The 16,774-nt window shown below is 71.7% G+C and carries 19 protein-coding genes, 1 other RNA gene and 1 pseudogene; 10 read left to right on the top strand and 11 right to left on the bottom strand.

Annotation, left to right across the window (positions count from 1 at the left end; all coding sequences use genetic code 11):
• Positions 1-161: 161 nt before the first annotated feature.
• Genes BIV24_RS26880 through BIV24_RS26870 form a run of 3 tightly spaced genes read right to left on the bottom strand, consistent with a single transcriptional unit; the run spans position 162 to position 3,112 of the window.
• Entirely contained in the window at positions 162-1,469 is a 1,308-nt protein-coding gene (locus BIV24_RS26880; protein WP_071369053.1) for a sensor histidine kinase, read from the bottom strand.
• A gap of 15 nt (positions 1,470-1,484) precedes the next feature.
• The gene (locus tag BIV24_RS26875) at positions 1,485-2,201 is read right to left on the bottom strand and encodes an ABC transporter permease (RefSeq protein WP_071369052.1); all 717 of its coding nucleotides are present in this window, start codon (positions 2,199-2,201) and stop codon (positions 1,485-1,487) included.
• Entirely contained in the window at positions 2,201-3,112 is a 912-nt protein-coding gene (locus tag BIV24_RS26870; protein WP_071369051.1) for an ABC transporter ATP-binding protein, read from the bottom strand. The genes BIV24_RS26875 and BIV24_RS26870 overlap by 1 nt, the downstream gene beginning before the upstream one ends.
• A 223-nt stretch (positions 3,113-3,335) precedes the next feature.
• On the opposite strand from BIV24_RS26870, the gene BIV24_RS26865 reads away from it, so the two are divergent.
• Positions 3,336-4,229 carry a MaoC/PaaZ C-terminal domain-containing protein gene (locus tag BIV24_RS26865; RefSeq protein ID WP_071369050.1) on the top strand — a complete coding sequence of 298 codons (894 nt, stop codon included), beginning with the start codon at positions 3,336-3,338 and terminating at the stop codon, positions 4,227-4,229.
• Positions 4,230-4,430: 201 nt separating this feature from the next.
• Here BIV24_RS26865 and BIV24_RS34595 read toward each other — a convergent pair whose 3' ends face one another.
• Both BIV24_RS34595 and BIV24_RS26860 read right to left on the bottom strand, forming a co-directional pair.
• Positions 4,431-4,598: a hypothetical protein gene (locus BIV24_RS34595; protein ID WP_177198832.1), complete on the bottom strand. Its 168-nt coding sequence runs from the start codon at positions 4,596-4,598 to the stop codon at positions 4,431-4,433.
• A 48-nt stretch (positions 4,599-4,646) separates the two neighbouring features.
• Positions 4,647-5,993 carry a hypothetical protein gene (locus BIV24_RS26860; protein ID WP_071369049.1) on the bottom strand — a complete coding sequence of 449 codons (1,347 nt, stop codon included), beginning with the start codon at positions 5,991-5,993 and terminating at the stop codon, positions 4,647-4,649.
• A 232-nt stretch (positions 5,994-6,225) separates the two neighbouring features.
• On the opposite strand from BIV24_RS26860, the gene BIV24_RS32560 reads away from it, so the two are divergent.
• From BIV24_RS32560 to BIV24_RS26850, 3 genes are read left to right on the top strand one after another with little or no spacing between them, the layout of a single operon-like run.
• On the top strand, positions 6,226-7,089 hold the full coding sequence (locus BIV24_RS32560) for a Nif3-like dinuclear metal center hexameric protein (protein WP_079168556.1): 864 nt from the start codon (positions 6,226-6,228) through the stop codon (positions 7,087-7,089).
• Positions 7,086-7,829 (top strand): zinc ribbon domain-containing protein, encoded by a 744-nt coding sequence (locus tag BIV24_RS26855; RefSeq protein ID WP_079168565.1) that lies wholly within the window; start codon positions 7,086-7,088, stop codon positions 7,827-7,829. The genes BIV24_RS32560 and BIV24_RS26855 overlap by 4 nt, the downstream gene beginning before the upstream one ends.
• A 12-nt stretch (positions 7,830-7,841) precedes the next feature.
• Positions 7,842-9,110 carry a bifunctional RNase H/acid phosphatase gene (locus tag BIV24_RS26850; RefSeq protein WP_071369047.1) on the top strand — a complete coding sequence of 423 codons (1,269 nt, stop codon included), beginning with the start codon at positions 7,842-7,844 and terminating at the stop codon, positions 9,108-9,110.
• Positions 9,111-9,402: 292 nt separating this feature from the next.
• Here BIV24_RS26850 and eda read toward each other — a convergent pair whose 3' ends face one another.
• Both eda and yaaA read right to left on the bottom strand, forming a co-directional pair.
• Entirely contained in the window at positions 9,403-10,050 is a 648-nt protein-coding gene (eda, locus tag BIV24_RS26845; protein WP_071369046.1) for a bifunctional 4-hydroxy-2-oxoglutarate aldolase/2-dehydro-3-deoxy-phosphogluconate aldolase, read from the bottom strand.
• Between the two features lie 82 nt (positions 10,051-10,132).
• Positions 10,133-10,933 (bottom strand): peroxide stress protein YaaA, encoded by an 801-nt coding sequence (yaaA, locus tag BIV24_RS26840; protein ID WP_071369045.1) that lies wholly within the window; start codon positions 10,931-10,933, stop codon positions 10,133-10,135.
• Positions 10,934-11,247: 314 nt separating this feature from the next.
• On the opposite strand from yaaA, the gene BIV24_RS26835 reads away from it, so the two are divergent.
• Together BIV24_RS26835 and BIV24_RS26830 are read left to right on the top strand one after the other, a co-directional pair.
• A complete protein-coding gene (locus tag BIV24_RS26835; protein ID WP_071369044.1) occupies positions 11,248-11,655 on the top strand; it encodes a DUF4260 family protein in 408 nt (135 codons plus the stop codon).
• A 49-nt stretch (positions 11,656-11,704) separates the two neighbouring features.
• Complete coding sequence (locus tag BIV24_RS26830; RefSeq protein WP_071369113.1) at positions 11,705-12,229, top strand: TetR/AcrR family transcriptional regulator; 525 nt, start codon at positions 11,705-11,707, stop codon at positions 12,227-12,229.
• Here the strand turns inward: BIV24_RS26830 and BIV24_RS26825 are convergent.
• Entirely contained in the window at positions 12,226-12,507 is a 282-nt protein-coding gene (locus BIV24_RS26825; protein ID WP_071369043.1) for a hypothetical protein, read from the bottom strand. The genes BIV24_RS26830 and BIV24_RS26825 overlap by 4 nt on opposite strands.
• 31 nt (positions 12,508-12,538) lie before the next feature.
• Here BIV24_RS26825 and BIV24_RS26820 point away from each other — a divergent pair, with 31 nt between their 5' ends.
• The 3 genes from BIV24_RS26820 to rnpB all read left to right on the top strand — a co-directional run bounded on the left by BIV24_RS26820 (position 12,539) and on the right by rnpB (position 14,380).
• Positions 12,539-12,886: a GntR family transcriptional regulator gene (locus BIV24_RS26820; RefSeq protein WP_071369042.1), complete on the top strand. Its 348-nt coding sequence runs from the start codon at positions 12,539-12,541 to the stop codon at positions 12,884-12,886.
• The gene (locus tag BIV24_RS26815) at positions 12,883-13,839 is read left to right on the top strand and encodes a DUF1648 domain-containing protein (protein WP_071369041.1); all 957 of its coding nucleotides are present in this window, start codon (positions 12,883-12,885) and stop codon (positions 13,837-13,839) included. The genes BIV24_RS26820 and BIV24_RS26815 overlap by 4 nt, the downstream gene beginning before the upstream one ends.
• Before the next feature lie 139 nt (positions 13,840-13,978).
• Positions 13,979-14,380, top strand: an RNA gene (rnpB, locus tag BIV24_RS26810) — RNase P RNA component class A.
• 668 nt (positions 14,381-15,048) lie between these two features.
• On the opposite strand, the gene BIV24_RS26805 is transcribed toward rnpB, so the two are convergent.
• Positions 15,049-15,468, bottom strand: coding sequence for a PIN domain nuclease (locus tag BIV24_RS26805; RefSeq protein ID WP_071369040.1), 420 nt, complete (start codon positions 15,466-15,468; stop codon positions 15,049-15,051).
• Positions 15,468-15,722, bottom strand: coding sequence for a type II toxin-antitoxin system VapB family antitoxin (locus BIV24_RS26800; protein WP_071369039.1), 255 nt, complete (start codon positions 15,720-15,722; stop codon positions 15,468-15,470). Before BIV24_RS26800 ends, BIV24_RS26805 begins: the two co-directional genes overlap by 1 nt.
• A gap of 138 nt (positions 15,723-15,860) precedes the next feature.
• Here BIV24_RS26800 and BIV24_RS35730 point away from each other — a divergent pair.
• Positions 15,861-15,974, top strand: a pseudogene (locus BIV24_RS35730) (IS5/IS1182 family transposase); the annotation flags it as partial.
• A gap of 24 nt (positions 15,975-15,998) precedes the next feature.
• Here the strand turns inward: BIV24_RS35730 and BIV24_RS26795 are convergent.
• Positions 15,999-16,442 (bottom strand): hypothetical protein, encoded by a 444-nt coding sequence (locus BIV24_RS26795; RefSeq protein WP_071369038.1) that lies wholly within the window; start codon positions 16,440-16,442, stop codon positions 15,999-16,001.
• Positions 16,443-16,774 lie beyond the last annotated feature (332 nt).

The raw sequence follows: 16,774 nt of genomic DNA, 5'->3' as shown, positions 1-16,774 counted from the left end.
GTTCCATCAGCCCGTGAGCCCGATTCCGGGGACCCGATGGGATGACGCCCGGACGGTGTGCTCCCCCTCATGGGGGAGCGGTGGTCGTACGACAAGGCGATGGGCCGGCGGGCCTCGGTGCTTGCTGAACCTCGCGGGCTCTGACGCTGACTGGCCTGCGTTCACCGACGGTGGGCACCGGCCCGCATCGGGGGTTCCTCGACGGCCTCCGGTTCGGCGGCCGGCACGGGGCGCTCCGACTCCACCGGAAGTTCCGCGGTGACCGTGAAGCCGCCGTGTGGCGACGGGCCGGCGCGCAGGGAGCCGCCGGCTGCCGCGAGGCGTTCGGTGAGGCCCTTCAGGCCGGTGCCGCCGATGCCCTCCGCGCGCGGTGCCGAGGAGGCGCCGTTCCCGTTGTCGGCAACGGTCAGCCGGATGTGTTCGGACGTGCCGTCGACGGAGATCTCGCAGCGGGTCGCGCCGCTGTGCCGCACGGCATTGGTGACCGCCTCGCGCACCACCCAGCCGAGCAGGGCCTCGGTCTGGGGTACCAGCGGCGGGCCCGAGCGGCGTACGACGGGTTCGATGCCGGCCGCGGTCAGGGCCGAGCGGGCGCGGTCCAGCTCTGTGGCCAGACTGCCCTCGCGGTAGCCCGTGACCGCCTCACGGATCTCTACGAGCGCCTGGCGGCCGACGGACTCGATGTCGGTGACCTGCACCAGCGCCGCTTCCAGGTCGCGGTGGGCCAGACGGCGGGCCGCCTCCGACTTCACGACGATGACCGAGAGGGTGTGGCCGAGCAGATCGTGCAGGTCGCGGGAGAAGCGCAGACGCTCCTTCTCCACCGCGCGGCGGGCCAGTTCCTCGCGGGCGGCGCGCAGTTCGCGTACGGCCTCGGCCAGTCCGAGGATCGCCGCGGTCACCATCGTCGACAGGAACGTGCCGTACACGATGTTGATCGCGTCCGTGCCGACACGGAAGCCGGCGACGGCGCCGGCGAGCGCACTGAGGCCCAAGGCGGCCTTGCCCAGCCACGGGCCCCGTACGATCGCGCCGGTCGCGAGCCCCAGCAGCGGGAAGAACATCAGCCAGTTGCCGCCGTACCCGATGGCCAGCGCGCAGGTCACCAGGCCCAGCAGGACGAGCGCCAGCCGCGTGGAGGCCGCCTCGCGGGTCTCCTTGCAGAAGGCGCGGAACGCCACATAGATGTAAAGGGAGTTGAAGGCGAACAGCCCCACGCCGCCGATCCACGGGTTCGGGGTCTTGCCCTGGAAGAGGTTGGAGAAGGAGCCCATCCCCAGCAGCAGCCAGGGGAGCAGGGTGAAGCCGCTGGGCGGCGGGCCCGGCTCCTCATGTGCCTTACCGGCCTTCCGGGCCGCCTTGCGCTCGGCCTTGAAGCACTTCTTGTCCTCCTTCCACGTCTGCTTCCACGCCCGACGGGCCAGTCGCCACGCGTCCAGGCGGCGCGGAGCCTTTCGCAACCAGGACATGTCCTCGCCCCCCGATCAGATGTTCCCGGCGTACCGGCGGTACGACATCACGGCGTAGGAGCCGAACGCCAGTAGCCAGGCCGTCAGCACGAGGATGGCCCCCGCCGTCGGGGCGTGGCCGTCGGCGACCGCCGTGCCGAGCTGGGCGAAGCGGTGCGTCGGGGTGAACGCGGACACCGAGCGCAGCCAGCCGGGGAAGAGGGCGACCGGGAACCACAGACCGCCCACGACCGCCAGCCCCAGGTTGCACACCATGTTCGCCACGCCGGTGGTCTGCGCGGTCAGCCGGTAGCCGTTGCCCAGGCCGAGCAGGGTGAAGGGGATCGAGCCGAGCCACAGCAGCAGCGCGATCGCCGCCCACTGCCAGGCCGCCAGCCGTACGCCGTTGACCAGGCCGCCCGCCGCGAGCACCACGACGATCGCGGGCAGCACCGTCACCGAACCGGTCAGCGCCCGGCCGGTGACGACCTGGCGCGGGGTCATCGGGGTCACCCTCAGCTGTCGTAGCCAGCCGATCGCCCGGTCCTCGGCGACCCCGCCGCCGGTGTTGAGGGCGGAGCCGACCGCGCCGTACGCGGCCATCCCCACCATGGACGCGGTCTTCCAACCACCGTCGATCTCACCGATGTTGGTGAACAACAGGTACATCATCACCGGCATCGCGATCCCGCCGATCACGAAACCGACGTCGCGCAGGGTCCGGCGTACTTCCAGCAGCAGGTAGTCGATCATCACACCGTCTCCATCGCGCGCGAGGTCAGGGCAAGGAACGCGTCGTCCAGCGACGCCGGGGCGACCTCGAGGCCGCGTATCGCACCCAGGTCGGCCAGAGCGATCACGGTGGCGTCGGAGTCGTCCGTGCGCAGCAGCGCCCGGTCGCCCCGCACCTCCAGCGAGCGCACGCCGGGCAGCAGGGTCAGGCCCTCCGTGCCGCGGCCGGCCAGGTCGAAGGAGACCAGGTTGCCGCCCGCCGACCGCCTGAGCTCCTCGCCGGTGCCGTCCGCGACGATCCGGCCGCGGTCGATGACCAGGATCCGGTCGGCGTGCGCGTCCGCCTCCTCCAGATAGTGCGTGGAGAACAGGACGGTGTGGCCGCGGCGGGCATAGGCCCGCATGGAGTCCCAGAAGGCGCGCCGTGCCTCGACGTCGAGGGCGGCGGTGGGCTCATCGAGGACGATCAGCGAGGGGTTCCCGGCGAGTGCGACCGCGAACCGCACGCGTTGCGTCTGCCCGCCGGAGAGCCGGTCCACACGCCGCCCGGCCAGGTCGGCAATCCCGGCCAGTTCGAGGGCGTGCGCGACGGGCAGCGGGGTGGGGTAGCGGCCGGCCACGAAGGTGACCAGTTCGCTGACGGTGACCCGGGGGACCGCCCGTGCCTCCTGGAGCATGGCGCCCACCCGGCCCGCACGCACGGCCCGCTCCGGGGGTGCGCCGAACAGCTCCACGGTGCCCGCGTCGGGCTCGATCAGGCCGAGCAGGAGGGAGATCGTCGTGGACTTCCCGGCGCCGTTGCGGCCCAGCAGCGCGACGGTCTCGCCGCGTGCGATCCGCAGGTCGACGCCGTCGACGGCACGAACTGTGCCGTAGGTCTTGACCGCCCCCGTGAAGGACACGGCGGGCGGTGTCCCGGTCGTTTTCGTCATGACCAGGACGTTACGGAGGTACAGCGACTCCTCGATAGATGCGGTTGTACGGACTCCGGCAGGACAAATGTCACGGCGTACCGATCTGACATCTCGTCAGGAACCTTTACGGGCACGGGTTGCTGGGCTATACAGAGCCCCGGACTGGAACGCGTTCCAGCGCGCCGGCGGGCCACGTCTGCCCCGGCACCCGACCGGCCCGTGACGACCTCCCAGGAGCCCCATGCCCATCGACGCAGCCACGGCGCTCGCGGCCGAGCCGCGGACCGGCGAGATCGCCTGGACCCCCAAGGACGTTCAGCTCTACCACCTCGGTATCGGCGCCGGCATCCCCGCCACCGACCCCGGCGAACTGCGCTACACCCTGGAGTCCCGGCTGCATGTCCTGCCGAGCTTCGCCACCGTGGCGGGCGGCGGCTCCCCGGGCGTGATCAGTGGTCTGTCCATGCCCGGCGTCGACGTCGACCTCGCCCGCGTCCTGCACGGCGGTCAGACGCTGGAGGTCCACCGCCCGATCCCGGCCGCGGGCAGGGCACGGACTGTCTCCCGTGTCACCGCGGTGTACGACAAGGGCAAGGCTGCCGTCCTCGTCGTGCGCACCGACGTCGGTGACGCCGACGGCCCGTTGTGGAGCAGCGACGCGCAGATCTTCGTGCGCGGCGAAGGCGGCTGGGGCGGCGACCGCGGCCCCACGGCGGCCCTCGAGCCGCCCACCGGCGAGCCGGACCGGGTGGTCGAGCGGCCGATCCGTGAGGACCAGGCCCTTCTCTACCGCCTGTGCGGCGACTGGAACCCGCTGCACGCCGACCCCGAGTTCGCGAAGCTCGCCGGGTTCGAGCGGCCCATCCTGCACGGCCTGTGCACCTACGGGATGACGCTCAAGGCCATCGTCGACACGCTGCTCGAGGGGGATGTGACCCGGGTCCGCGCCTACTCCACACGGTTCGCCGGGGTCGTCTTCCCGGGCGAGACTCTGCGCATCCGTATGTGGCGGCGGGACAGTTCGGTCCGGGTGGCCGTGAGTGCGATCATGGGGGTCCCCCCGCTCGAGCGAAGCCGAGAGTGGGGGAGGGGCGACGCTCCCGTCCTCCTCGACACGATCGTCGAACACTCCTGAGCCCGCCGGCCCTTCGAGGGAATCCGCCTACGCGCGTCCGACCGCCGCAGCGCGAGGGTCCAGGGGAGGACCCCGCACAGAACGGCCCCGCCCGTCGTCTGCTCGACGACGGGCGGGGCCGTGTGTGATGCGGCAACCGGCAGGAAGCTCAGCAGAACTGATAGGCAGTCAGTTCATCGCTCCGCTGCCGTTGGTCCACTGTCAGGCCGCCGTGATGCCGGACTGCTCGGCCTCCTCGGACGGCTTGCGGTGCCGGCCGCTCGGGCTCGACTCGGCTTCCTGGGCGGAGATCTCTCCGCGGTGCCGGCCGTGACCGGCGGCCTCCTCAGCCTCGGCGGGCGCAGGCAGTGTGGTGCAGTTGTCGCTCATCGGAAGTGCTCACCCCGTCAATATGATCCTTCGTACAGCCGGGCGATTCTAACGGGCGGCCATGACAGGCGCGTTGCCAGCCGGAGAAGTCTTCGTCACTTCGGCCGGAGGCGTCCCCGCCGCTTCCGCCGGAGGTTTGTGTACCGGTTCCGACGGGGTTCTGAGCGCCGCCTCCGTTGGAGGATTGCGTACCGCAGCCGCCGGCGTTCTGCGCGCCGGTTCCGCCAGCGGCCTGCGCACCTTGGCGGCACCGCTCGCCGTACGCTCCCACAGCGGCGCCTGCTGCAACGGCACCGGCCGTGCCGCCCCCCGCTCCCCGGAGTCCGGACCCGGCCGCGCGGAGGGCTCCTTGACGGGCGGGACTGTTCCCCCGGGCACCGCCAGCCGCGCCACCCCGCACCGCACCGCCTCCGTCGCATACGGAAGCCGCAGCACCCCCTCCGGCGTCCACAGCCCCGCCCCCGCCAACCAGCCCGCGGGCGGCGCGAGATGCTGGACCGTGCGGTGTGCCGGGCGCCACACCCCGACCCAACTGCCCGCCGCCCCGTCGATCCGCAGTGCCACCGCACAGCTCTCCGGCGTCAGCATCTGCCCCGGCTGGATCGCGAACGGCGTCACGGAGGCGGAGCCCAGGCGCAGGCACTCCGGAAAGCGCACCGGCAGCGTGCTCCCCAACACCCCCCACCCCAGCCGGGCGTGACCCGGTGACGGCGCGTCCGAGCGGATCAGCAGCAGCCCGCTGTCCCAGTCCGCGAGCAGTACCCGGTCGTCGCTCTCCTCCGTGATCTCCAGCAGCGGCGACACCTCCCCGCCCCGCGCCAGATCCACCACCACCGTCTTCGTGGGACCCCCCTCCGGCACGCGGTCCAGGGCCAGCATCCGGCCCGCACGGTCCAGCCACACCCCGCCGCCGCAGCGGGCCGGCACCCGGGCCAGGCGCTCGGGCCCGTGCGCCCCGCCCGCCACCAGCCACACCGTCGTCGTGTCACCGTCCACCGCGAGCGCGTAGGCGCGGTTCCCCGTCGGCGAGGGCGGAAGCAGTCGCAGCCGGCTCCCCGCGCCCGGGCACTCCACCGCACCCAGCGCCAGCTCCCCGGTCCCCGGGCCCGTCGGATAGAGCAGCGAGAACGTGTGCCGCCCGCCCATGGCACGGTGGACCAGCACCCGCCCGTCGGTCATCGGCTGCACCTCGGTGCCGGGCTCCTCCGGCTGATGGCCGGGCAGCGGTACGGCGTACGGTTCCGGTCCGCCCAGGGTCCAGCGCTCCGGGTACCAGGACTCGCCGTGCCGGGCGAGCCGCGCCGCGTAGGAGCCTTCCGCGGTGATCACACAACCGGGCCGGGCCGCCCACGCGTTCCCGTTCTCGGCCGCGGCCGTAAAGGCACAGATCGTCATCGTTCGGTCACCTCCGGCCACGAAACTAGTTTTCGTACGCACAGGTGTGGGATCCCCGGGGACCGCTTCACACATAAGGGTGTTCGTCTCGCCGTTCGCCTGAGGAAAAGGGGCGGATGTGCTGCGCGAGGGGAGTGCACGGCCCCTCCATGCGCGACCCCATGCCGTCCGAAAGGCCGGTCGCCCCCGTGACCCGGTGGGGCACAGACCCGGGCCAGGTAGCCTTTTCCCCGTGCCCCGTCTGTCTGAAGTCATCGCCGCGCTGGAAACCCTGTGGCCTGCCGAGCGGGCCGAGTCCTGGGACGCGGTCGGCACGGTCGTCGGCGACCCCGACCAGGAGGTCTCCCGGGTCCTCTTCGCCGTCGATCCCGTCCAGGAGATCGTCGACGAGGCGGTGAAGCTGGGTGCGGACCTGCTGGTCACCCACCACCCGCTCTTTCTGCGCGGCACCACGACGGTGGCGGCCTCCACCTTCAAGGGCCGCGCCGTGCACACCCTCATCAAGAACGACATCGCGCTGCACGTCGCCCACACCAACGCCGACCGGGCCGATCCCGGCGTCAGCGACGCTCTCGCCGGCGCGCTCGACCTGCGGATCCTGCGCCCCCTCGTACCGGACACGACCGACCCGGAGGGCCGCCGGGGCCTCGGCCGCATCTGCGAGCTGGACCACCCGCTGACCGTCCGCGAGCTGGCCGCCCGTGCCGCCGAACGGCTGCCCGCCACCGCGCAGGGCATCCGCGTCGCCGGCGACCCCGACGCCGTCGTCCGTACGGTCGCCGTCAGCGGCGGCTCCGGCGACAGCCTCTTCGACGACGTCCGCGCAGCCGGCGTCGACGCCTTCCTCACCGCGGACCTGCGCCACCACCCGGCGTCAGAGTTCATGGCGGATCGCGCCCACAGTCCTCTCGCGCTGCTCGACGCGGCGCACTGGGCCACCGAATGGCCCTGGTGCGAGCTGGCAGCCGCTCAGCTCGACGAGATCTCCGACCGCCACGGATGGGGCCTTCGCGTCCACGTCTCGAAAACGGTCACCGACCCCTGGACCGCCCACGCGGCGTCCGCCGCCACTCACTCCACAGGAGCCCCCAACTGAACGCCGCGCCCGCAGACCAGATCCGCCTCCTCGACGTCCAGGCCCTCGACGTACGCCTGCAGCAGCTCGCGCACCGGCGGAGGTCCCTGCCCGAGCACGCCGAGATCGAGTCGCTGAGCAAGGACCTCACGCAGCTGCGCGACCTGCTGGTGGCCGCGCAGACCGAGGAGAGCGACTGCGCCCGCGAGCAGACCAAGGCGGAGCAGGACGTGGACCAGGTGCGCCAGCGCGCCGCCCGCGACCAGCAGCGCCTCGACTCCGGCGCCATCACCTCCCCCAAGGACCTGGAGAACCTCCAGCACGAGATCGTCTCGCTCGCCAAGCGGCAGGGCGACCTGGAGGACGTGGTCCTGGAGGTGATGGAGCGCCGCGAGTCCGCGCAGGAGCGCGTCGGCGAGCTGACCGAGCGGGTCGCCTCGGTGCAGTCGAGGATCGACGACGCCACGGGGCGCCGGGACGCGGCCTTCGAGGAGATCGACGGCGAGGTGGCGTCGGTGACCAAGGAGCGCGAGGTCATCGCCGGCTCGGTGCCCGCGGACCTGCTGAAGCTGTACGACAAGCTGCGCGAGCAGCAGGGCGGCATCGGCGCGGCCAAGCTGTACCAGCGCACCTGCCAGGGCTGCCGCCAGGAGCTGGCGATCACCGAGCTGAACGAGATCCGCACGGCCGCGCCGGACACGGTCGTCCGCTGCGAGAACTGCCGTCGCATCCTGGTGCGCACCTCCGAGTCCGGCCTGTAAGAGGCGTACGGCGTGCGGGAGTTCATCGTCGAGGCCGACGGCGGTTCCCGGGGCAACCCGGGGCCCGCCGGCTACGGCTCCGTGGTGTGCGACGCGGCGACGGGCCAGACGCTGGCGGAGCGGGCCGAGTTCATCGGGACCGCCACGAACAACGTCGCCGAGTACCGGGGACTGCTGGCCGGGCTGCGCGCGGCGTACGAGCTGGACCCGACCGCGCGGGTGCGCGTGCGCATGGACTCCAAGCTGGTCGTGGAGCAGATGTCCGGCCGCTGGAAGATCAAGCACCCGGCCATGAAGCCGCTGGCGATGCAGGCCGCCGCCGTCTTCCCCGCCGCGCAGGTCACCTACGAGTGGATCCCGCGCGAGAAGAACAAGCACGCGGACCGTCTGGCCAACGAGGCGATGGACGCGGGCAGCCGCGGGGAGCGGTGGGAGCCCTCCCGCTCGACCGCGGAACTGGACACGCGTGCCGCCATGGCACCCGAACCGGCGGGCCCGCCCGGCGACGCGGCCGCCGGTGCGGCGCGGGCGCGGGCGGCTCTGGCGGCCGCAACCGCAGTCCCGGCCGCCCCGTCCTCGGCCCGCGGGGCAGCGGCGGAGAAGGCCGATGCCGATGTGAGGGCCACTTGTCAGATCGCCTCCGCCCCGCCCGACCTCGGCACCCCGACCACGTTCGTGCTGCTGCGTCACGGCGAGACCCCCCTCACCCCGCTCAAACGGTTCTCCGGCAGCGGCGGCACCGACCCGGCCCTCTCCGAGGCCGGCCGGCGCCAGGCCGGACTCGTCGCCGGGGTGCTGGCCGCGCGGGGGACCGTCCAGGCCGTCGTCTCCTCGCCGCTCGCCCGCTGCCGCGAGACCGCCGGGATCGTCGCCGCCCGCCTCGGGCTCGACGTCAGTGTGGAGGACGGGCTGCGCGAGACCGACTTCGGCGCCTGGGAGGGCCTCACGTTCGCCGAGGTCCGCGAGCGGTACCGGGACGACATGGACGCCTGGCTCGCCGACCCGGAGGCCGAACCCACCGGCGGCGGCGAGAGCTTCGCGGCCGTCGCCCGCCGGGTCGCCGCCACGCAGGACCAGCTCCTCGCCTCCCGCGCGGGCCGCACGGCTCTGCTCGTCTCGCACGTCACGCCCATCAAGACCCTGGTGCGCCTCGCCCTCGGCGCGCCCCCCGAGTCCCTGTTCCGCATGGAACTGTCCGCGGCCTCGCTGACCGCGGTGGCGTACTACGCCGACGGCAACGCCAGCCTCCGCCTCCTCAACGACACCTCCCACCTGCGCTGAGGACTCCGCCGGGGCCTTAGGGCCTGTTCTGAGTTCCCCGTCTGCGCAGCGGCGTTCGGCACGCACTCCCCCAAGCTCTCGGCTTCGCTCGAGCAGGGGGGACCCGCATGCCGCACGGCGCCGCAGGACAGGTGGCTCCGCCACATGACCTGCGACACCGCACGCCGATCGCACGCACCGCACGCCGATCGCACGCACCGAACGCCGATCGCACGCACCGAACGCCGATCGCACGCACCGAACGCCGCTGCGCCCGCGCTCCGCGCGGACGACGGGGAACTCAGAACAGGCCCTAGCTTTCGAGCGCCGCCGCCTGCCGCGCCAGCCGCTCGATCCGCGTCCAGTCCTTCGCCGCGATCGCGTCCTGCGGCACCATCCATGTCCCGCCCACACAGCCGACGTTGGGGAGCGCCAGATACTCCGGGGCGTTCGCCGGGCCGATGCCGCCCGTGGGGCAGAAACGGGCCTGCGGGAGCGGTCCGGCCAGCGACTTCAGATAGGCCGTGCCGCCCGCCGCCTGCGCCGGGAAGAACTTCATCTCCCGTACGCCCCGTTCAAGGAGCGCCACGACCTCCGAGGTCGTGGACACCCCCGGCAGGAACGGCACCCCGGACGCCTGCATCGCCGCCAGCAGCGCGTCGGTCCATCCGGGACTGACCAGGAAACGCGCACCGGCCGCCACGCACTCGGTCACCTGTCGGGGCGTGATGACCGTGCCCGCCCCGGCCACCGCGCCCGCGACCTCCGCGGCGATCGCCCGGATCGCGCCGAGCCCGGCCGGGGTGCGCAGCGTCACCTCGATCGCCGGCAGCCCGCCCGCGACCAGCGCCCGCGCGAGCGGTACGGCGTCGGCGGCCTCCTGGAGGACGACCACGGGGACGACGGGCGCGAGATCGAGGACCGAGACGGCGGACGGCGACGAGGGCAGGGGCGAGGCCATGGCCTCATCCTGCCCACGGATAGCGATATGCACAATGTGCGTTGCGTATGATGCAACGCAAGAAGGCGGCGTCCCGCGCAGCTCAGTGGATCTCCGTCACCACCACGTCCAGCGACCACGCCTTCCCGGCCTTGGCGGGCGCCTCGGCCTCCACCGTGTAACCCAGGTCCCGCAGTGCTTCCACCAGCTCCGCCGGGTCCTTCGGTGCGGCCCCCTCGGTCAGCAGGCTGCGGACGATCCGGCCCTTGGTCGCCTTGTTGAAGTGGCTGACCACCGACCGCTTCTCCACCCCGTCCACGACCTGCGCGTGCAGCACTCGCACCGTCGCCGTCCGCCCCGCGACCTCGCCCTTCGGCTTCCAGGCGGCCGCGTACGCGGAGGACCGGAGGTCCAGCACCAGGCCGTCACCGGCCGCCTCGGGCAGGGCGGCGGCCATCGGCGTACGCCAGAACGCGCCCAGTGCCCCGAGCCCGGGCAGCTTCACGCCCATCGAGCACCGGTACGAGGGGATGCGGTCGGTCACCCGGACCGCGCCCCACAGCCCGGAGAACACGAGCAGGGACCTGGCTGCCCGCCGCTTGGCCGCCGTGTCCAGCGAGGCGAGGGCGAGGGCGTCGTACAAGACACCGGTGTAGATCTCCCCGGCCGGCCGCGCCCCCGCGGTCCGCAGCCCGGCGTTCTTCGCGACCTCCCCGCGCAGCCCCTCGCTGAGCCCCAGCACCTCGCGCGCCTTGTCCTCGTCGCCCGCGCACAGCCCGACCAGTTCCTCCAGGACGGCCGCGCGTGCGGCGTTCAGCGCCGGCAGCGACAGCGACTCCAGCTTCACCGGGGCACCGCGGCCGGAGGACGCCTTGCCCTCGGAGGGCGGCAGCAGGACAAGCAACACGTACTCCTTCTGTAGGACTCAGCGCCAGCGTACGGCGTGCCGTGCGACCGAAAGCCACCCCCACGTCCCCGGAGGCTCTCGGCGTGCGCTCACCCGGCTCGATCCGCAAACGGCGCCGACGCGGCGCGTGCCGCACGGTCCGCGTGGTGACGCCGACGGTCGCGGCGAGTTCTCCGATCCGCATGGCATCAGTACAAACGCTGACGTTGCGTCATGGTCAAGCCCGGCCCTTGACAGGCTAACGGCGTTAGCCTTACGGTCGCAGTCGTGGCTAACGGTGTTAGCCTTAATCGACAGCCCGGGAGGCAGCCATGGTCACGGCCACATCCAGTCGCCCCGCCCTCACCGTCGTCCGCCGTACGGCCTGGCTGGCGAACGCCCTGTTCTGGTCCGCCTTCGCGGTGCTCGAGGCCGTGAACCACGGCTGGCTCGCGGGCACGCTCGCCCTCGCCTTCGCCGTTCTGCCGGACCTGACCTTCCTGGTCGCCCTGGACGAGGCGCCCCGCATGAAGAAGGGGCAGCTCCCGCCCCGTGCGGTGCCGTACTACAACGCGATGCACCGGGCGCTGGTCCCGCTGGCGCTGATGGTCCTCTGCACGGTCACGCCCGACAGCTGGGCTCCGGCCTTCGCCGCGCTGTGCGGCTGGCTCGCCCACATCTCGTACGATCGCGCTTTCGGCTACGGGCTGCGGACGAAGGAGGGTTTCCAGCGTGGCTGACCGTTCGACCTCGAAGGCCGGGACTCCCGCCTCCGCGGCCGCCCTCCCGGTGGCCGGGGCGCATCTCTCGCCCCGCGCACGGGAGATCGTCGCGGCGGCCAGGACCCTCCTGGAAGAGTCCGGGCCCACCGCGCTCACCATGCGGACCCTCGCCGACCACCTCGGCATCAAGGCCCCCTCCCTCTACAAGCACTTCCCGGACAAGCAGGCCGTCGAGGTCGAGCTGATCGCCCAGATGCTCGAGGAGTGCGCCGAGGTCCTGGAGGCGACCGAGGCCCGAGCCTCTGGCGGGCTGCCGGCGCTGGCGGAGGCCTATCGGGCGTACGCACTCGCCCACCCGCACCTGTACTGCCTGGCCACCGAGCGCCCCCTGCCCCGCGCGTCGCTCCCGCCGGGCCTGGAGGACCGGGCCGCACTGCCTCTGCTGCGCGCCTGTGGCGGCGACGGGGACCTGGCCCGGTCCATCTGGGCCTTCGCGCACGGCATGGTGATCCTGGAGATCCACGGGCGGTTTCCCGGCGACGCCGACCTGGCGGCGGCGTGGAAGCGGGGCCTGACGGCATTGCATTCCTAGTGTCCTAGTGTCCCGAGCGCGACCCCATCGGCGAGCGGGCTGCGGATGATCCGGCCCTCGGCCGCCTTTTGAAGTGGCTGACCGCTGAGCGCTTCCCCCTCTCCCTCCCCGTCCGCGACCTGCGCGTGCGGCATCCGCGCGGTCGCTGTCCGCCCTGCGCGGTCGCCCTTCTGCTTCCGGGCGGCCGCGTAGGCCGGAGAAGACGAGTAGGTACCCGGCCTCCGCCGCTTGGTCGTCGCGTCCAGCGAGGCGAGGGGGCTCAAGGCGCCCAGGCCCATAACGTCTAATGGTGCTATCGTCATTAGCACCATGTTGCTGAGACTGAACGTTGCGGACACCCGTCCCCTGCACGAGCAGGTGGCCGGCGCTATTCGCCGAGCCATCGCGGAGGGGGAGTGCGTCCCGGGGGACCGGCTGCCCTCGGCGCGCGAGCTCTCCCAGGCACTGGACGTCAATGTGAACACCGTGTTGCGCGGCCTTCGGACCCTGCGCGAGGAGGGCGTGCTGGAGTTCCGGCGCGGCCGGGGCGTATCCGTGGCCGCCGGGGCGGACGGGCGCTCCGTCCTCCTGGACCGCCTGCGGGATCTGGTGGCCGATGCCGCCCGCCTGGGGTACGGCAAGGCCGACCTCATCGAGATGATCGGAGAGCTGTCGTGAACGAGCGCGGGAACGGAGCGACCTGGGGGGTCGCCGGGTGGACCGCCGGAATACTGGCGCTGCTGGTGGGGATGCCGTTGGCCGCGAGCGGGCGCCTGCCGGAGAGGCTGGCAACGCACTGGAACGGTGCGGGAGACCCCGACGGTTCGATGCCCTTGTGGGCCGCGGTGTTCATCCCGGCACTGATCTGGCTGGTACTGGCCTCGGGTGCGGTGATCGTGTGGCGGCGGACGGACGTGGCACGCGAGTGGGTGCCTGCCGTGCTGATGACCGGACTCTTCCTCGTGGGTACGCAGGCCTCCATCGTGCACGCCAACCTGGACCGGACCGACTGGCACGAGGCGCGCTCGGTGACGGTCTGGGTCGTGGCGGCCCTTGCGGTGGCGGGCGCGGCGGGATTGATCGTCTGGCTCGCCGGCCGTCGTGTTCCTGCCCCTTGGCGGGAGACGGCGGACAGCCCGGTCATGGACCTTCCCGAAGGCCAGCGGCTGGTGTGGTTCTCCCGTGCTTCCAGCCCGTGGATGTATGGGGCTTTCGCCGTGACCGGGCTCGTGGCGATGGCCGCGCTCCTTGTCGGCGTGGTCGGGCTGACGAGCCTGGACTGGTCGCTGATCGTGCCCCTCGCCCTTGCTTCGATCCTGCTCCTCGGCCTCGCCTCCGTGGAGGCACGGGTCAGCGAGACGGGGCTGAGGGTCGCCTTCGGGCCGTTCGGCTGGCCGGCTCGGCGCTGGTCCGTGGGGGACATCGAGTCGGCCCGCTCAGAAGCCCGCACGGCGGCGCAGGTCGGTGGCCTGGGCTATCGGCTGAACAGGCTGGGCACCACGGTGATGCTGCGCGGTGGGGAGTGCCTCGTCATCCGCGCCCGGGGCAGGGACTTCGCCGTGAGCGTGGACGACGCCGCACGAGGTGCCGCGCTCCTGAACTCCTTGCGCGCACAACACCCGTCCCGTTGAGCCGGGCTTCCGGCGCGGCGGTGGGCGCAGGGCCTCGCCGCGTACGCCCTGATCGTCGCGGGCTCGGTGCTCGCGACGGCGGGCCCGGACACCGGACGAATCCGCCGCGCGCGCCCGGTAGCATGGTCGACACGGCAGACGAGCCGGGCGGGCGGCCGCGTGGGGGTCCTGATGGACCTCCCCGAGGAACGTCCGGGCTCCACAGGGCAGGGTGGTGGCTAACGGCCACCCGGGGTGACCCGCGGGACAGTGCCACAGAAAGCAAACCGCCCGGGGCTTCGGCCCCTGGTAAGGGTGAAACGGTGGTGTAAGAGACCACCAGTGCCCAGGGTGACCTGGGCAGCTCGGTAAACCCCACCCGGAGCAAGGTCAAAAGGAAACACCCCGGTGTTTCTGCGCGGACGATCGAGGGCTGCCCGCCCGAGTCCGCGGGTAGACCGCACGAGGCCGGCGGCAACGCCGGTCCTAGATGGATGGCCGTCGCCGGAGGGCCCGCGAGGACCCTTCGGAACAGAACCCGGCGTACAGCCCGACTCGTCTGCCGCTGCCTGCGGCTTTGCCTGGGAGAGGGCCTCTGACCTGCTTCGGAGGCCCTTTCCGGTCTTTCGGGGGCTTGCCGCGTCAGGCCGCGAAAAGTCCCTTGGAAGTCCCTCGGACAGCGCTGAGAGTCCCTGAAAAGTCCCTGGCGTAGAGAAGCGAGGGGCACCTCTGACCTGGGCAGATCATAGTTTCGCTGGTCTTGGTGCGGGGCTCGGCGATCGTCCCTTGAGGCGGGAAGCGGTGTCTGTTGCAGCGTGGGCCCGAAGGTGGCGGTGGCAGGGTGCCGGTTTCGGGTGAACGTCAGCAGCTGGACAAGACACCCAGGAGATAGGGCCGTCATTCCAGGGACGCGTTATTGTCCGCAAGTGCCGCCGTGACTATGGCCGCTGTCGCTACGGCTGGAGGCATGAGGTTGGACTGGATGTAGGCGTGTCCATCGGCCCAGCCTTCCCCGATCTGGTTCGAGAGTGCGTCAGACAGTACGGCGAAGAAGTCCTCCGGAATGTGTGATGCGCTCCCGGTGCAGGCTTCCTGCTCAAGGACGCACGCCCCGGGAACCCGTGGCTGCCATCCAGACGGTCGTCACCGGCGAGGCCTGACCCGTCTGGGCACCGCGCTGCCGCAACGGACGTACCCGCCCCGCGAGAGCGGCTGGGAGGCTCGACCTGCTCAGCGGTCGGCGCTGCCGGGCGGGACGACCCATTCGGTGGGTTGGCCGGTGAGGGAGGCGATCATGTCGAAGTCGCCGTCGTAGTGGAGGACCGTCCGCTGGTGCAGTTCTGCCGTGGCGGCGATCAGCAGGTCGGGAAGGGACAGGGCGCGGTGGAAGCCTGCGTTGAGAGCATGGCGCTGGACTTCCAGGGCGCGGGCGAAGGCATGGTCGTCGGCGTGGAGGTAGTCGAAGGCGTGGAGCCAGGTGCTGATCCGGGTCGCCTCCGAGCTGTCCCGTGCGGAGTGGATCATCTCGTACTCGGTGGGCTGGCACACGGCGAGGAGGTAGCGCTCGTGCAGGGGTTTGAGTGCCTCCTTGACGTTCGGCTTCGCCCAGCGGGCCAGGGCGGACTTGTCGATCAGGTAGCGGTCCTGCATCAGGCGGCCCGGCCTCCGCCGCAGTCGCCGGTGTGCTTGAGGGAGCCGTCGGCGTTACGGGGGCCGGTGGTCTCCACGATCTCGCTGAAGTCGAGCTCGCCGGCCTCGATGGCGTCGAAGCCTTCTTGTCGAAGGTGCCTCTTGACGGCATCCTCCATGGCGAGGCGGACAGCTTTGGCCTTGGTCTTGGTGCCGAAGATGCGCATGGCCTCGGTGACCATGTCTTCGTCGAGGTCGATGACGGTTCTGGCCATACGGACGGTCCCTTCGCGAGTGCTCCTGCCACGAAAACGATAGCATTTGTCGATGGCATTCGATATCGTTTTTGGTCGCGGCTGTCGTTGTCGCCGGAGACTTCGACACCCGGTTGCGAGGCGTCGTGCCGGTGCCCCTTGGGCGAACAGACCGCAGCCACGCGCGAGACCTGGCGGCTCCCGCGCAAACTGCGGTGCAGCACGAGCGGCATCACGGACCTGATCAAGGCCGTGCTCACCCTCCACCTCGCTCTCGCCCGAGATCAGGTAGACGGCTCAGTCTCCGGACCAACCCCAGAAGTAGATCTCCTGTGGCGTCCCGTGGTTGTCGTGCAGTACTGCGCAACGGCCGTACCAGCGCTCGCGAGCGAGGTCTTGGACGGCCGGAACGTGTTCGCGGGTCAGCCGTTCACTGCCGGTGGCCCTCCGGGCCTCCTCGGCGGTCACCTGCTGTACCGCGCAGGCCTCGGGCTCCTCATCTTCGCGTTGAACGTGGAAGACATCGAGAATCGAGTGGGTGCCGGAGTGCTGCGTCCACTCGTCGGCCCACAGTTCGTCCAGGGTCGAAGGCCGCGGGCGGCGCTCCTCCTCGGGAAGCCGGTCGTCGCCGCGCACCCAGAAGTAGTCACCGGCGCGGAACTCGCGGTGTCGCAACTCCTCCAGCGCAGCGCCGAGATCCTCCTGGTACGGCACGTAGTAGTCCCAGTACGAAGCACCCACCTTGTCCCCTCCGAGTCGGCCGCCAACGCGATACCGCGTCACAAGAACGCTAGTGCCGCAACAGGCAACGTCTGCCCCGTCGCGACGCCCGGCACGCCTCCCCCAAGCTCTTCGAGCAGGGGGTACCCCCACTCGCCGCACCGACCGAAAGCCCAAGTACGTCCAGTACGAGGGCTTCCGGCCGGCACGCCGGTGGGGGCACCGCCCGCGCGAGCGAAGCCGAGCGTGGGGGAACGCACCGAACGCCGCTCCTGAACGGGCAAACGTTGCCTGCCGCGGCACTAGAAGGTGAACCGGGCCCGGACAGGCGAGGGCCCCCTCGGCCGGGACGG

Origin of the sequence: Streptomyces colonosanans, from assembly GCF_001866645.1 — a bacterium.
GTDB classification, from domain to species: Bacteria; Actinomycetota; Actinomycetes; order Streptomycetales; family Streptomycetaceae; genus Streptomyces; species Streptomyces colonosanans.
The sequence above is the reverse complement of the archived record's forward strand: the minus strand, read 5'-3'. Positions and strand labels throughout refer to the sequence as shown.